A 15853-nucleotide genomic window follows, 5' to 3' on the forward strand; every position below is an offset into this window, starting at 1 on the left:
TAAAGGATTTAAAGACTATAAGACACAAGATAAGAGACACAAGACTAGGTAAGTACATGTAGGGGCATATTGCATATACCCTTTTGAGAGAACAAATAGCAAAGCCATTTCTTAAACAAGTAAGATGTGGCTTTACTATTTCTATTAGCGGGCGACTTAATTGCTATCGATTACCCACAAGTATATAAATAGCTGATAATCAAGGTATTTATTCCTAGCGAGGGACTTAAGTCCCTCGCTAGGAATAAAAGTTTCAAGTAGTCAGGCTGTGACATGAGGAGACCAAAGCTCAGTTTGAAAGGCGATTTAACCCTATTTAAACCAATTTTATCAATAATTACATCTTCATTTCAACTTTTTTAAAATCAGTAGGACTTAAGTCACTCCCTAAAGGAAATAATTTGAAAACGTCATAAAAAAGACTTAAAGACTGTAAGATCATAACAATCCTACAGTCTTTAAGTCTTATAATCCTAAAGTCATACATCCTAAAATCCTTTAGTCATCTAGTCCTACGTTCATCCAGTCCTAAAGTCCTCTTTCAATGCCCACCACCGCTCGTTGGTATTTCCAATCCTTCTTTTATTTTCTCAGATTTCATCAACATGGTAGCCCCACAGGCTAACAATAGAAAAATACCTGCAAAAGTGATAGCCTTACCAGCGTCGTTATTTAAAAAATGCTCTAGTATATAGCCAAAAGTAAGGTTCTGGATAATCATAGGTATCACAATCATCATGTTGATAATACCCATATATACGCCATAACGTTCTTTGGGAATCTCTGAAATTACCATTAAATACGGTATACCCATCATACTTGCCCATGCTATACCAAAGCCCGTCATAGGAGCAAACAATAAATATTTGTTTTCAATAGATGGAAAGATAAGCAAGCCTAGCCCTGCGATTAATAAACAGATTGTATGTACAGTCTTGGGTGTGTATCTTTTCGCAATGCCTACCAGTGCAAATGCCGACAAAAAGGTAACGATATTATACCATCCATTTACTAAGCCCGTCCAACCCACAGCTTCTTGGTACAGCTGTTTGTCATGCTCAGGAGTAGTATGCCAAACTGATAGGGCAATGCTTTTAGAAGCATTCTGCCAATAGCAAAATAACGCATACCATTGAAACAAATATACTAAAGCCAATTGCCACATTATTTTTGGCATATCCTTAATAGCCTCTGCAATTTCAATAAAAGGAGAAAAAATACCTCTGTTACTTTGCTTGATATGCTCCAATTCTTCAAGAGTAGGCGGAATTTCAGGCGTTTTAGCCATAGACCAAAGAACAGAACTTATCGAACAAACAGAACCCAGAAAGAATGAACCAAATACCCAATAGGGAATACTACCATGTTCTCCAGTAATGAATTTTTGAAAAATAAATAAGGAAACATTCGCCAAGGTAATACCGAGACCAGTGAAAAAACTTTGAGATAAAAAGCCTGTCGCCTGCTGATCGGTAGGTAATTTATCAGCAATAAATGCCCTATAAGGTTCCATTGCTGTATTATTTCCTGCATCAAGTATCCATAGCAGCCCTGCGGCCATCCATAATGAACTACTAAAGGGATAAATAAACAAGGCAATGCTACATAATAAAGCCCCTATTAAAAAATAGGGCTTACGCCTTCCCCAACGTGGATGCCACGTTTTATCACTCATTGCCCCAATAATTGGTTGGATTAAAAGACCCGTCATAGGCCCCGCTAAATTGAGAAGGGGTATTTCATCAGGACTAGCTCCTAGAAAATCATAAATGGGATTGATAGCACTTTGCTGCAAACCAAAACTGTATTGAATGCCAAAAAAACCTACATTCATGTTAATGATTTGAGAAAATGATAACCTTGGTTTGGTAATGTTCATAAATTATGATTGATAAAAATGGTCAATATTACTTGCAATAATACTAATTAATTTAGAATAATTTATATTTAATCAAGTTGGCTATGGTTAATTATTTCCACCCATAAGTGGATACAATATTATTTAATTTAGCAATAAGAACATCGATATGACACTACTGGTATGAAGATTGCTTGAAGTATGTTATTGGGATAATTGCTTAACTTTGATATATGCTACTTTTTACTTTCCTTTTTTCTTTATTTAGTACTTCTTTTAAGCCCATCCAACCAGATTCTTTTGTGGTGGTAAATGAAATTGTTCTTAATGGGCATCATAAAACAAAGGAGAGTATCATTCTTCGCGAATTGGACTTTAAAATAGGCGATACGTTATTCATCAATGATGTCAATAAGCGTTTAGAAATAAACAGGCGAAAGATTGTTAATACTAACCTGTTTGTTTCGGTTGACATTCATCATCAGGTTACTGAAAACGGACAGCTGAACATTCAGATTCATCTACAAGAACAATGGTTTTTGTTAGGGTATCCTGTTTTTCTATTGGCTGATAGGAATTTTTCGGAATGGTGGGATAGGGGGCATGATTTCAATCGAACTATTTATGGGATAGATTTAATCCATAGTAATTTTAGAGGACGCGCTGAGAGACTTTCGCTGCATCTTGAAAATGGGTTTACACAACGGATAGATGTTGGGTATAAAATTCCATACATCAACAAAGCTCAAAAAACAGGGATGGGCTTTAGTATATCTTATATGACAAATAATAACGTAGCATTTAGGAGCCTGAACGATACTTTGTTTTATCATAGAAGTAAAAACGAGACTATGCGCGAACGCTTTTCTACCGCTATTTTTTTAAAGAAACGTTTTGCCTTTTATGATAATCACACCTTCGAACTGCGTTTTAATAATATTTCTATCAACGATACGATTAGGAAACTGAATCCAAATTATTTTGCTAACCATGGTACGCTCCAACGTTACCTTCAGTTTACTTATTATTTTAATTATGATTTCAGAGATAACGTTGCTTATCCATTAAGAGGAAAACGCTATGAGTTGTTTATTAATAAGTTGGGAATTTCGCCAAACGATGACATCAATCAATTAGAAATTACTGGAAATTATTCCTATTACAAACCGCTATCGACTAAGTGGTATCTGGGGATTAATATTGAAGCAAAAATATCCTTTCCCAATCGCCAACCCTTTTACAACACCCGTGGCTTAGGTTATGGCAGTCACCTTGTAAGGGGATATGAATTGTATGTAGTAGATGGCGGTAAGTATTTTTATGGAAGGAATACACTGAGATACGAGCTTTTTAACAAAAAAATCAATTTGAAATTCCTTAAAACGAAGCAGTTTAATAAAATTCCTATTGGTGTATATCCAACTCTTTTTGGAGACTATGGATATGTTGAAAATCGTTTTACGGACGAAAACAAAAGTAAGTTAGCAAATAAGATGTTGTATAGTTATGGCTGTGGACTGGATTTAGTAACCTACTACAATCTGGTAATACGCTTTAATTATGCCATCAATAGCTTTAATAAAGGGCACTTTGTGTTCAATATAGGACGAGAGTTTTAGGAAAAAACTGTTAAGTACTAATTTTTTCTATTAGCTGGTGACTTAAGTCACCAGCTAATAGAAAAGGCTTTGTTAAAAAGATCAACAAAATCAGAACTTAATAGATTTTGGGAAGGCTATAAAAGACAAAAGGAGACGTTAAAAACATCCCCCTGTGCAAATTAATAGTTCTACACCTATTATCTTAAATATTTTTGAAGATTAGGAATTAAAAACGTGGGGCAACAAAGTTCACCCCCGTTTCATAAATACCTAACCACTAATTTCTTTTTAATTGATGCGAGAATACCCAAAATGTTTTCTCACTCTATCAATAAACTCTTTCTTTTTTCTTCTCGAAATAGATATTTTACTACCATCCCTTAATTGTACAAACATTTCTTCTTTAATGTCAAATTGAGAAACGCAGTTCAGGTTGATTGTAAAAGACTTATGAATCCTCACAAACATTTCGGCATCTAATTTAGGCAAAAAAACTTTCATTGTACGAGAAACTAGCAATTTTTTTCCATCAGTGAAGTAAAACATGGTATAATTGCCGATTGCTTCTAAATGACTAATGTCTTTCCAAGCTACAATAATGTTCTTTTTACAAGAAATCGATAAAATAATGTTCGATTCATTACTAAGAATATTCTCTCTTTTAAAGTTTAAATCACGACTTATATTATTGATTAAGTATGTATTGTTTGTTAATGATGGACTTGCCATGATAGTTATTTAGTTAAGGTTATTCCATAAATTTAATTCTATAGCATGGTTGGTTTCTTGATTACAAAGATGAGGACTAATTTATCTATTGTCAATCACATGATAGGATGATATTGATTATACAATTCTTTCATGGATAGCTTTCGCAACGGCCTCTGTTTGCGAATGGACATGTAGCTTATCATAGATTTTTTTGATGTGCGACCGCACAGTGTCTATGCTAATACTACATTTATCGGCAATCATTTTATAACTATTGCCTTTTACTAAAAGATTTAATATTTCGCCTTCTCGTTCTGTTAATTTATAGTCGTTGTTTTCTGTAATTTTTTGTTGAGCAGGCAACATCTGCAAAATTTTACGGGCAATACTCGAAGTCATGGGTGCACCGCCATTATTTGCATCCTGAATTGCTTCAAGCAGTTTAATAGGAGGCGTCCTTTTTAGTAAATAACCCACTGCCCCTGAACAGATTGCCTCAAAAATATTTTCGTTATCTTCAAACACCGTAAACATGATTACATTTACTTGTGGTGCCAATTGTTTGATTACTTTGAGCCCCTTTAAGCCATTTGCGATGGGCATATCAATATCCATTAATACCACATCTGGCCTTAAATCAATAATTTGTCTGGCTACTTGCTCACAGTTTACAAAGGCGCCGATAAGTTCAAAACCAATTGATCCTCTGAGCAATACAGAAAGGCTTTCTCTTAAATCAGGGTTATCTTCATAAATTACGATTTTAATGGATGCTTGGTTCATTGGTTGAGTAAAATTTAGAGACATGATGTTGAAGCTAATAGTTTTGAATAAATGCTTGATTAAGAAGGATACTGTTTTGCTACTAAATTTATTGTAAACTTACAAAATATATTTATCAGGTGGTATCACATGATTGGGTGAGGAAACTTATATCATCAATTAGAATGTGGTAGCTACTCAGAAAGTTTTTGTATTTTTGTATTTAGAAATCTTAATACATACAATTCGTGAAAAAATATAATCTTTACTTCCTTTTATTATTTATACTATTGATTGCTTGTCAAGATAAAAAAGAAAGTACCCAAACCGAAACAAGCAGTCCTGAAAGTAGTTCGGCTGGCTCATCTGCTTTAGAAAATTATAGCTCAATTTTTCAAGCAATTCTTAAAACCGATGCTGGTATGGCACGCGGTGTAAAAATTGGTGATAACATTGATACAATTAATGAAACAACTTTGCCTTCTGAAACGCCAGCAGAAAACGGGAAGAGTTTTACGGAGTATTTTGATGATACAGATTTAAACTTTGCTGATATTTTGTATGTAAGGAGTGCACAAAACAAAGTAGAAGCTATTACGATTGATGTGTACATCGAGCGACAAACAGCCGTAGATAGCCTAATGACGGAGTTTAAAGGTTATTTCGATACTAAATATGGTAAGGGGACTAGTACAGAGAAAGCTACGACTTGGCAATTGGCTGATGGCAAAAATAATTTATTACTTCAAAATGTAAGTACTGAAAAAGACCCAGGCTTAAAGATTATCTTCGCCAATAAAGAAAATAAGATTTTACAGTAAGTTACTGTATCATAAAAATAGCCTTTAGATATTATCTAAAGGCTATTTTTATTTATAAACAATCATGAAAACTAGATTTTCATTACCCATCCACGTGTATCATCTTTTTTGCCTAAACGAATATCATTGATTTCCTCAAATACTCTTTTAGAGAATGCGTCGTCTTTGCGTTCTGGTAATTGGTAATCAACACCTTCGTAGCCAATCGTTGCGATAGGGGCAATTACAGCGGCAGTACCAGCACCAAATGCTTCAGTTACTTTACCTGACTGAATGCCTTCTACTAATTCTTTTACCGAAAGTTGTCTTTCTTGAATTTCCATTCCCCATTCCTTCGCTACTTGTAAAATTGATTTACGCGTAATACCGTCAAGAATTGTATCTCCAGTTGGAGCTGTTACTAAAGCACCATCTATTACAAACAAAAGGTTCATCGTTCCTGCTTCTTCCACAAAAGTATGCGTAGCGGCATCTGTCCAGATAATTTGGTCATAACCAGCATCCATCGCTAATTTAGTTGGATACAACGACCCACCATAGTTACCTGCATTCTTAGAAAAACCAACACCACCATGAGCAGCACGAATAAATTGTGTTTCAACACGGACACGTAGAGGCTTGGTATAATAAGAACCTACTGGGCAGTTGAAAATAATAAACTTGTATGTTTTTGATGGGCTAACACCAACGTATTCATCTGTAGAGAACATAAAAGGACGAATGTACATCGAACAACCCTCTTTCGCAGGAATCCAGTCGGCATCCAAGCGTAAAAGTTGTGAAAGACCTTCCATAAAAATATCCTCTGGAATTTCAGGAATACACATACGGACAGCAGATTTATTGAGACGTTTCCAGTTCTCTTCTGGACGAAAGACCAGTATTTCACCCGCTGCATTTTTGTAGGCTTTCATGCCTTCAAAAATCGCTTGTCCGTAATGAAGAGACATCATCGCTGGAGAATATGAGATAGGGCCATAAGGCACAATTTGTGGCGTTTGCCATTCTCCATCTTTAAAGTCGACCACCAACATATGGTCGGCAAAAGAACGCCCAAAAACAAGGTTGTCAAAATCAACCGCATCAATCCTAGATTTTTCAATCTGATGGATATCAATCTGCAAGGTATCTGTCATATATATATACTATTTGTTATTCTAATATTCAAAGTCACGAATCTAGAGTTTAAAGTCAAAAGTTTAAGGTCTAAAGTCAAGAAAGAGTCTAGTGTTCTTAAGTCCAACGTCTAAAATCTAGTATCTTAAAGTCCTAATTCCTATAGTCTTGTGTCTTAGTCTTAAGTCTAACGTCTCACCTCTAGTGTCTTAAATTCCTAATTCCTCCAGTCCTAAAGTCTATAATCCTAAAGTCCCCAATCCTAACATCTCAAGGAGAAACCCTCGGTTTCCAAGCTACTTCCTCTATCTCAAGCTCCTTAGCCATCACCCTGCACAATACAAAAATATAATCGGACAGTCTGTTTAAATACCTAATGATTAAATCGTTTACCTCTGATTCCTCTGCAAGTCTAAGTACAATTCTTTCCGCTCGTCGGCAAACTGTCCTAGCCAAATGCCCAAACGAAACAGATTGGTGTCCTCCCGGTAAAATAAAATATCGCATAGGTTCTAAATCATTATCCATTTTGTCCATTTCATTTTCAAGGAGCTCAATGTCACTTTCTAATAAATCAGGCAAACGCTTTTTGGTTTGTTCAGGCTCAGAAGCCAGTATTGAACCAATGGTGAATAATCTATCTTGAATTTCCTTTAAAATATTTTTACGCTTTTCATTTACCGCTTGATCACGCACTAAACCAATGTATGAATTTAGTTCATCCACTGTGCCATAAGCTTCAATCCGCAACTCGGTTTTTGATACTCTTGTGCCACCAACCAAAGAAGTAGTCCCTTTATCGCCAGTTTTGGTATAAATTTTCATAATGTTACTCATATTCAAGGCTTTCTAGCCCTTGAAATCGTTCATTTTACAAAGCTAATTTTTTTTGAGAAGTTTTACTCATTAATCCTTAAAAAAATAATTGTCATGACAAGTATTTTTTAGGTTAAAAAGGACAAGTTTAGTCTAAAGAACGATTTTTATTCTTGATTAATCATCCATTTCATTAGAAATCCTGCCTTTTCTAGCGTAATTTTGCACCCTGAAACAACAAATATCAATGAGTATAGAATTTTTCATTTCCAGAACTTGGCGTTACTTATCAATTTTAGCCTTCATCCTTGTCTTATTATTTACCTACCGTGGCTTGCCCGACACCACTGCCGTGCATTTTGGGCCAAGTGGGAGAGGAGATGGCTTTTTACCCAAAAACGAAGTTTTCTACCTTTTTGGAACAGTCATGTTTGTTTTCAATATATTATCAATTTTGTTAGCCAATAGTGTAAAACGTGTTCCTGTAACAGCCTTTGCTTGGATTCCGAACAAAATATGGTTGAAAGAAGGCGAGCAACTAAAAGCTGCAATCGTAAACTGGCTAAATTTTTTGCCTGCTATTGTGAATACTTTTTTATTGCTTATTCTCAGAGCTTTATTGATTTTAAATGATGAACGAACTTATCAAACAGATTATTCTTATTTATTAGTATTAGGCATTGCTTTGATGATAGCTTGGTTATTTTATTTGCCTATCAAATTGTTGTTTACCAGCCCAATAATTGCTGTAGAAGAAGATTAATTGATGGATATTCAAGATTTAAAGCTTGCTGATTATACATATGATTTGCCAGACGAGAGAATTGCCAAATTCCCCTTAGAAAAGCGTGATGAATCTAAATTACAAGTATATCAGCAAGGTAATATTACCCATACCGTTTTCAAGAAAATCAATGAGTATTTACCCCAAAATACCCTCTTGGTTTTTAACAATACCAAAGTAATACCTGCTAGAATCCATTTCCAGAAATCAACTGGGGCTGTTATTCAGATTTTTTTATTGCACCCTATTGCTCCTACTTCAGTCATTAATTTAGCGATGGAAGCCACCGATGAGTGTGTGTGGGAATGCATGATTGGCAATAGGAAACGTTGGAAGAAGGAAGACGTTTTAGAGAAAATATTAAACATTGCAGGAGAAGATATCGAAGTAAAAGCCGAGTTGTACGATTTTGAAAACAACCAAGTGAAATTATCTTGGCGAGTAATGTCAGAAGATAGTACTATCCCCAAGCCAAAGTTTGTCGATATTATCCAAGCCTTGGGCGAAATACCATTGCCACCTTACCTAAATCGCGAAGCCGAAGCAGCAGACTACGAAACGTATCAAACTGTTTATAGCGAGAAAAAAGGAGCTGTAGCCGCACCTACTGCGGGCTTGCATTTTACTGACGAGGTACTACAAAATCTTTCAGCACAGGGTATCAAAGAGGAATTTATTACACTTCATGTAGGTGCTGGTACGTTTCAACCTATCAAAGTTGAAAACATCGTAGAACACCGTATGCACAATGAGCAAATTGTGTTTACCAAAAAGAATATTGAAGTCTTATTAGAAAATATTGGCAATACTATTCCTGTAGGAACGACATCAATGCGAGCTTTAGAGAGTTTGTATTGGTATGGGGTAAAACTGAGTAGTGATATTTCAAGCGATTTTTTCATTGAAAAATTATATCCTTATCAGCACGTTGGTGAAGATTTACCAAGTACAGCTTCGTCTTTAAAGACAATTTTATCGAAAATGGAAGCCATGGGCGAAACGGAAATTACGGGCGAAACCGAAATATTTATTTTCCCTGGCTATCAGTTCAAAATTTGTAAAGGTATTGTTACCAACTACCATCAGCCCGAAAGTACGCTCATTCTACTCATAGCAGCCTTAATTGGTGAAGACTGGAGAAAGGTGTATCAACAAGCCATGACAAACGATTATCGTTTTTTGAGCTATGGAGATTCATCTTTGTTGTTGCCGTAAACCTTTTATTTCTATTAGGGGGTGACTTAAGTCACCCCCTAATAGAAATAAAAGGTTTAGACTCTACACATAACTCAGCCACCAATACCCCTGATGACTATGTTTATAAGCCCCATACCAACGACAAATCGGGTAAGTAGCCACTACTATAACAATCCATAATAAATATACTAAGCTCAGACTAAAACCGTAACCCTGCAAACGAGGAGACATATAAACCCACGTGTCTAAAACCATGGCATCAGCACCAAAGCCTGTCATGCTAGCTGCTATCATGGCTAAAGTATGGATGACATAAATATGCAAGATGTAATAAAACATCGATACCTTGCCATAGACTAATACTTTGTTCCAGAATGCCCCTTTAGCATTTTCAAGATATGCTAAAAGTAAAAGTGCAGGCCCAATTGTTAATAAGATGTACAATAACGAAGGCGGATACTTGCTTACATTAATAAACGAAAGCAAAAGATTAATACCACTAGCCTGAGTATCCCACAAACGAGTGTCTCCGTATAAATTCGTACTACGGATGATAACAAATAAGGCTATACTAAGCCATCCGTATTTTAACAATATTTTTCTACGCGCTTCAGGATTAAATTTTGAGGTATAAAGAACACCAAAGGCATATCCTAATGCCATTACACCCACCCACGGAATAATGGGGTAGCCAATATAAATAACGTGGTCGGGAATCCAATGAAACATTTTTTGTTGGTGCAAAATAGCCCAAATAAATGCCTGAAAGCCTTCTTCTTGCACAGTAATGCTATCTAAAAGATTATGCCCGAAAATCATGAGTAAACTTCCTCCAATAATCCAAGGCATGGATAAATAAACAATAGCCGAAAGCAAAACCATGCTTAAACCTATCGCACCAATTACCTGAAAAGAAATAATCCCAAAATGTGGATTAAAGAACCAAGCAATGTTCATTACAGTTAATTCTAAGATAATTAACCAAATGCCTCTTTTTAGTAAATAGTTTGATAATTCGCTAAGTCCTTTTTTCTGACCGACTTGATAGGCTGATGTGCCTGCCAAAAAAATAAAAATTGGCGCACAGTAATGCGTAATGATACGGGTTAAAAACAGCAAGGGATTGGTTTTGCTTAAATCTGTAGGGTCGAATAAGTATGCATCAGCGTGAAAAAAATCACGGACGTGGTCTAAAGTCATAATGATAATGACAATACCTCTTAGTAAGTCTATCGACTCAATTCTCCGATTTTGTTGTATAGTTTCCATGTTTATCGTGAAAAATAAAATTATCTTTTGGAATTTTGTTGAAACAAAGATACCTTGCTGAAATAAGATAAATGCTTTATAAACTATTGAACTTATGGTTGTTTACCTTTGATTCAATGTTTATTTTGCTTAAATACCTTCGATTATGGAGTTGGATAAATTGTACTGGAATATTCTGGCTTTATTGCAGGAAAATGCCCGTTATACCTTTGCCGAAATAGGCAGAAAAGTAGGACTTTCGGCACCAGCTGTGGCTGAGCGTGTTCAGAAACTAGAAGAAATAGGCGTCATCAAACGTTTTGGTGTTGACCTAGACTTTGGAAAGTTGGGTTATTCCCTAAAGGCAAGTATTTTGTTTAAAGCGCACAATGGCAATATGCAATCTTTTTTAGCACACATCAGCCAAATGCCGGAAGTGTATCAATGTGATAGAATCACGGGTGAATATTGTTTGGTGATGAAAGTAATCGTGAAACACCCCAACGATTTAGAAAACATCATTAATAAATTCTCTGAATATGGCGAGCCTACCACTTCGGTGATATTATCGAGTCCTGTTGAATATAAAGTGGTAAAACAGGGTTCTTGACATCAATAACCGTATTCGTCGCCCCAATCTTGGCGGAGTTTCTGTTTGATTTTCTCCTCAGCAGGATTTTGTTGAGGGTCAAAGAATTTTGTGCTTTTAACTTCCTCAGGCATAAACTGTTGTTTCACAAAATTGCCTTCATAACCGTGGGCATACTTATAGTTTTTGCCATAGTCTAATTGTTTCATCAATTTGGTGGGGGCATTTCTAAGGTGTAGCGGTACGGGCAAATTACCAGTTTCACGCACCGTTGCCAAGGCTTGGTCTATTGCCAAGTAAGAAGAATTACTTTTGGCAGAAGTCGCCAAATAAATAACCGTTTGCGAAAGTATAATACGAGATTCGGGCATACCTACGGCACGTATTGTCTGGAAACAAGTATTAGCCATCAACAACGCATTCGGATTCGCCAAGCCAATATCTTCAGAAGCCAAAATCATCATTCGTCTTGCTATAAACTCTATGTCTTCGCCACCTTCTAGCATCCTTGCTAACCAATAAACGGCAGCGTTTGGATCGGAACCACGGATAGACTTGATAAAGGCCGAGATAATATCATAATGTTGTTCGCCGTCTTTGTCATAGAGGGCTATATTTTGCTGTAGTTTCTCAACCACCATTTCGTTGGTAATTTCCAGTCCTTCGCCTTCAGGAATAAAATTGCAGACCAACTCTAAAATGTTGTACAACTTTCGCCCGTCGCCCCCCGAAAATTGTAAAATTGCCTCGTATTCCTTTACTACAATACCTCGATTCTTCAAGAAAACATCTTTTTCCAAGGCCTGATTAATCATAAATATTAATTCGTCCTTCACCAAAGGCTTGAGTACATATACCTGACAACGAGAAAGCAAGGCCGAGATTACTTCAAAAGAAGGGTTTTCGGTAGTAGCACCAATCAACGTAATAATGCCTTTTTCCACTGCTCCGAGGAGTGAATCTTGTTGAGATTTTGAAAAACGGTGGATTTCGTCGATAAACAAAATAGGAGAGGGCGTATCAAAAAACTTTTGCTTTTTGGACATTTCTATAGTTTCACGAATGTCTTTTACTCCCGCACTAATGGCAGACAATACATGAAACGGACGTTTCAGGGTCTGAGCCACAATACTTGCCAAGGTAGTTTTGCCAACGCCTGGAGGACCCCACAAAATAAAAGAGGGAATCCTGCCAGATTCTACGGCACGGCGTAAAACGGCTTTTTCCCCTACTAAATGTTGTTGTCCCACGTAATCATCAAGCGTTTGTGGACGCATTCGTTCGGCTAATGGTTGCATAATAGTATTGTTAATTCTTATAGCAAATATACATTCATTTCAAGACGCTAAGGCTAATCCAAAGCTTTGTGCCAAAGAAATATTATCTTTGTAAAATATTTTCATCCTAAAATAATTACATGACTTTCGCATCACTTGGTTTATCAGCATCTCTTTTAAAGGGAATAGAAGCAAAAAATTATACCGAACCTTTCCCAATTCAAGAACAGGCTATTCCCGCAATTTTAGCAGGAAAAGATATCCAAGGAATTGCCCAAACGGGTTCTGGAAAAACTGCAAGTTTTGTATTACCCATTTTAGAGATGTTTCAACGTAAGAGTCCAACTAGAAATTTACACCTAAAAGTATTGATTCTGGTACCTACGCGCGAACTCGCGATTCAGATTAAGGAAGTCATCGATTCATTTTCTCTACACTTAAATAATCCTGTAAAAAGCATTGCTGTTTTTGGAGGTGTACCGCTCAATCAGCAGATGGTGACGCTAAAAAATACGGAAATTTTAGTAGCTACCCCGGGCAGATTATTAGACTTGGTTTCGACACAATCAATTAACCTAGCCAAGATAGAAATCTTAGTATTGGATGAAGCCGACAAAATGTTGGATTTAGGGTTTAAGGAAGAAGCCAACAACATTTTTAAGTTATTACCCAAAAAACGCCAGAACATTTTGTTTTCGGCAACATTAGATACTGATTTAGAGATTATCAAGGAGAGCCTTTTGAGCGAACCTGTAAAAATAGAGATTGAACCCGAAGTTCAGAACCTTGACCAAATCAAGCAAATTGCCTACTTAGTTAGCCCCGAAAGAAAAGGACCTTTACTAAGATACCTTATCAAAACCCAAGCCATGCCGCAAGTATTGGTATTTGTCTCGGCAGTAAGGACAGCAGATAATTTGGTAGATAAACTAAAGAAAAATGGCATCAATGCCTTGGCGATTCACAGTAAAAAAACACAAGGTGCCAGAACCGAAGCATTGAGGAGTTTTAAAGCTGGAAAAACTACGGTATTAGTGGCTACAGATTTGGCTTCACGTGGGATAGATATTGAGTTTTTGCCTTTTGTGATTAATTATGAATTGCCACGTTCGCCAAAGGATTATGTTCACAGAATTGGTAGGACGGGACGCGCTACGGCCTCAGGAGATGCCATTTCGCTGATTTGTCCTGAAGACCAGCACCATTTCGATATCATCCAGAAAAAGATGAAAAGAAAGGTAGAAACAGTAGATTCTGCTGATTATGACTTAGGTAAATTTTAAGTGAAAATTCAAAGAATCAAGCATCTTATTACTTCGATAAACACGTTCAGAATGCTGTTTTAAGGGTGTTATAAGATACTTGATTATCAGCTTTTTGAGGAAATCTTAGGAAAAACTACCAAATAAAAATAATTTGCTATGGTATATGGTTATTTCAAGATTTTAATTATATTTGATAAATAATTCCCAAAACTAACCACACATTAACCCCTTAAAACGTCATGAATCTAAGATCGATGCTTCGAATTTTGTTTATTAGTTCACTGGTAGTTTTCTTAGGATACATTTTTTTGAAAAGTTTTGATTCATTTGCACATCATGTAGTAGCCTTTAAAAAATATTAAAGGCTTTTTATTAAATCACAAATGCTACTTCTTGGAAACCATAATATTCGACTAGCCCGTCGGACTCAATACCCAATTGCCCACTTTCGTCGATACCAACTATTTTCCCCAGAAATAGTTGCCCGTTCTTTTTGAAATGATGAAATTCATCTATTCTGAAAAGATTAGATAGGTACCTTTCTTTCAACACTTCGTAATCACCATTTTTTACGGCCAAATAATTTTTCTCAATATAAGCTAATAATTCAGAAAGTAGGTCGGATAAATCATATTTTAGCGGATTCGTCGTTACATTCCTGAGTGAGGTAGCATTGGGTACTGGAAACTGGGCTTGATTGATGTTTAAACCTATACCAATCACAGAAAAACCAATTTGATAACCTTGCAGGGTGTTCTCAATAAGAATGCCACCCATTTTTTGATTTTGGAAATAAATATCGTTCGACCACTTTACTTTTAGGTCGTCGTCGATATATTCCGATAGGCAATCTAAAACCCCCAACGAAACTGCCACATTGAGTTTGAATTGTTCGCTGGCTTTTAAAAAATTGGGTTTTAGGATTAATGAAAACGTTAAATTTTCGCCCACAGATGCTTCCCAAATGTTGCCTCTTTGTCCGCGACCAGCCGTTTGGTTATCGGTAATTATGACCATTCCCTCAAAAACGTTAATACCCGACTGAATTATTTCAGCCGCTATGTCGTTAGTAGAGTGACAGACTGGCAGGTATTTAATTGTTTTGCCAGTAAATAATGTATTGGGTTGAATTTTGTACAAGGTTATTTTGTAATTTTAAAGTTCAAATTATTTTTTGTGTTATTGAGTGATGAAGTTATGAGATTTATCTCTAAACATTGTGACAAACACTTGTGAATTTACAAACAACAAAGCATGGCAGAAGTTAAATTAAAAAAAGAAATTAGTTCACAAGAACTTAGCCAATTGGTGGTGAAAGGGATGCAGGAAAGAAAGGCAACCAATATTGTAGTGATGGATTTAAGAAAAGTAAAAAATGCTTTCACTGATTTTTTTGTCGTTTGTTCTGGTAATTCTGATACGCAAATCGATGCTATCTCAGAATCTGTTGATAAAGAAGTATGGGAGGCAACTCGTAATCATCCAAAAAGTATGGAAGGCAAAGCCAACCGTGAATGGATATTGGTAGACTATTATGATGTAATAGTACACATCTTTAAAAAAGATAAACGAGAGTTTTATAAACTAGAAGAATTGTGGGGTGATGCTGAATTTACTTATATTGACGACGATGCCGTTTAAAGTAATAACATTCCTTTCATAAATTTATCATACCACTTTTCATGAAAAACATAAGTTCGAAACAAAGTTACCAGACCTTGTGTTCTCAATATAGATAACCAAAGTTTACAATTTATCTCAAATTATGTAAAACCAATTACTTTTTAGAATAAATTGGATACTGTTTA

At 35.9% G+C, this 15853-nt stretch carries 15 protein-coding genes; 7 read left to right on the top strand and 8 right to left on the bottom strand.

The genetic code is table 11. The features are described from left to right. Positions 1–541: 541 nt before the first annotated feature. The gene (locus AC07N0_RS21235; RefSeq protein ID WP_494590895.1) at positions 542–1879 is read right to left on the bottom strand and encodes an MFS transporter; all 1338 of its coding nucleotides are present in this window, start codon (positions 1877–1879) and stop codon (positions 542–544) included. A 212-nt stretch (positions 1880–2091) separates the two neighbouring features. Here AC07N0_RS21235 and AC07N0_RS21240 point away from each other — a divergent pair, with 212 nt between their 5' ends. Continuing rightward, on the top strand, positions 2092–3477 hold the full coding sequence (locus tag AC07N0_RS21240) for a BamA/TamA family outer membrane protein (RefSeq protein WP_494590896.1): 1386 nt from the start codon (positions 2092–2094) through the stop codon (positions 3475–3477). Positions 3478–3747: 270 nt separating this feature from the next. On the opposite strand, the gene AC07N0_RS21245 is transcribed toward AC07N0_RS21240, so the two are convergent. After that, positions 3748–4188 carry a LytR/AlgR family response regulator transcription factor gene (locus tag AC07N0_RS21245; RefSeq protein WP_492800170.1) on the bottom strand — a complete coding sequence of 147 codons (441 nt, stop codon included), beginning with the start codon at positions 4186–4188 and terminating at the stop codon, positions 3748–3750. 117 nt (positions 4189–4305) lie between these two features. Beyond that, positions 4306–4977, bottom strand: a complete 672-nt coding sequence (locus AC07N0_RS21250) for a response regulator (protein ID WP_494590897.1) — start codon at positions 4975–4977, stop codon at positions 4306–4308. A gap of 203 nt (positions 4978–5180) precedes the next feature. On the opposite strand from AC07N0_RS21250, the gene AC07N0_RS21255 reads away from it, so the two are divergent. After that, complete coding sequence (locus AC07N0_RS21255) at positions 5181–5753, top strand: hypothetical protein (protein WP_494590898.1); 573 nt, start codon at positions 5181–5183, stop codon at positions 5751–5753. A 71-nt stretch (positions 5754–5824) separates the two neighbouring features. Here AC07N0_RS21255 and AC07N0_RS21260 read toward each other — a convergent pair whose 3' ends face one another. Next, positions 5825–6889 carry a branched-chain amino acid aminotransferase gene (locus tag AC07N0_RS21260; protein WP_492800167.1) on the bottom strand — a complete coding sequence of 355 codons (1065 nt, stop codon included), beginning with the start codon at positions 6887–6889 and terminating at the stop codon, positions 5825–5827. Positions 6890–7139: 250 nt separating this feature from the next. Continuing rightward, positions 7140–7694 carry a cob(I)yrinic acid a,c-diamide adenosyltransferase gene (locus AC07N0_RS21265; RefSeq protein WP_494590899.1) on the bottom strand — a complete coding sequence of 185 codons (555 nt, stop codon included), beginning with the start codon at positions 7692–7694 and terminating at the stop codon, positions 7140–7142. 238 nt (positions 7695–7932) lie between these two features. Here AC07N0_RS21265 and AC07N0_RS21270 point away from each other — a divergent pair, with 238 nt between their 5' ends. After that, entirely contained in the window at positions 7933–8448 is a 516-nt protein-coding gene (locus tag AC07N0_RS21270) for a DUF1648 domain-containing protein (protein WP_494590900.1), read from the top strand. A 3-nt stretch (positions 8449–8451) separates the two neighbouring features. Further along, the gene (locus AC07N0_RS21275) at positions 8452–9684 is read left to right on the top strand and encodes an S-adenosylmethionine:tRNA ribosyltransferase-isomerase (RefSeq protein ID WP_494590901.1); all 1233 of its coding nucleotides are present in this window, start codon (positions 8452–8454) and stop codon (positions 9682–9684) included. Positions 9685–9747: 63 nt separating this feature from the next. Here the strand turns inward: AC07N0_RS21275 and AC07N0_RS21280 are convergent, their stop codons facing one another. Then, on the bottom strand, positions 9748–10935 hold the full coding sequence (locus AC07N0_RS21280) for an acetyltransferase domain-containing protein (RefSeq protein ID WP_494590902.1): 1188 nt from the start codon (positions 10933–10935) through the stop codon (positions 9748–9750). A 145-nt stretch (positions 10936–11080) separates the two neighbouring features. Here AC07N0_RS21280 and AC07N0_RS21285 point away from each other — a divergent pair, with 145 nt between their 5' ends. Further along, positions 11081–11524, top strand: coding sequence for an Lrp/AsnC family transcriptional regulator (locus tag AC07N0_RS21285; protein ID WP_494590903.1), 444 nt, complete (start codon positions 11081–11083; stop codon positions 11522–11524). A 2-nt stretch (positions 11525–11526) separates the two neighbouring features. Here the strand turns inward: AC07N0_RS21285 and AC07N0_RS21290 are convergent, their stop codons facing one another. Further along, the gene (locus AC07N0_RS21290) at positions 11527–12801 is read right to left on the bottom strand and encodes a replication-associated recombination protein A (RefSeq protein WP_494590904.1); all 1275 of its coding nucleotides are present in this window, start codon (positions 12799–12801) and stop codon (positions 11527–11529) included. Between the two features lie 119 nt (positions 12802–12920). Between AC07N0_RS21290 and AC07N0_RS21295 the strand changes: the two genes are divergently transcribed. Then, the gene (locus AC07N0_RS21295; protein WP_494590905.1) at positions 12921–14063 is read left to right on the top strand and encodes a DEAD/DEAH box helicase; all 1143 of its coding nucleotides are present in this window, start codon (positions 12921–12923) and stop codon (positions 14061–14063) included. 354 nt (positions 14064–14417) lie between these two features. Here the strand turns inward: AC07N0_RS21295 and AC07N0_RS21300 are convergent, their stop codons facing one another. Then, positions 14418–15185, bottom strand: coding sequence for a biotin--[acetyl-CoA-carboxylase] ligase (locus tag AC07N0_RS21300; protein WP_494590906.1), 768 nt, complete (start codon positions 15183–15185; stop codon positions 14418–14420). Positions 15186–15299: 114 nt separating this feature from the next. Here AC07N0_RS21300 and rsfS point away from each other — a divergent pair, with 114 nt between their 5' ends. Beyond that, positions 15300–15686: a ribosome silencing factor gene (rsfS, locus tag AC07N0_RS21305; protein WP_492800158.1), complete on the top strand. Its 387-nt coding sequence runs from the start codon at positions 15300–15302 to the stop codon at positions 15684–15686. The last annotated feature ends 167 nt before the right edge of the window (positions 15687–15853 follow it).

Source organism: Arcicella sp. GW821-FHT09D11 (genome assembly GCF_059416265.1).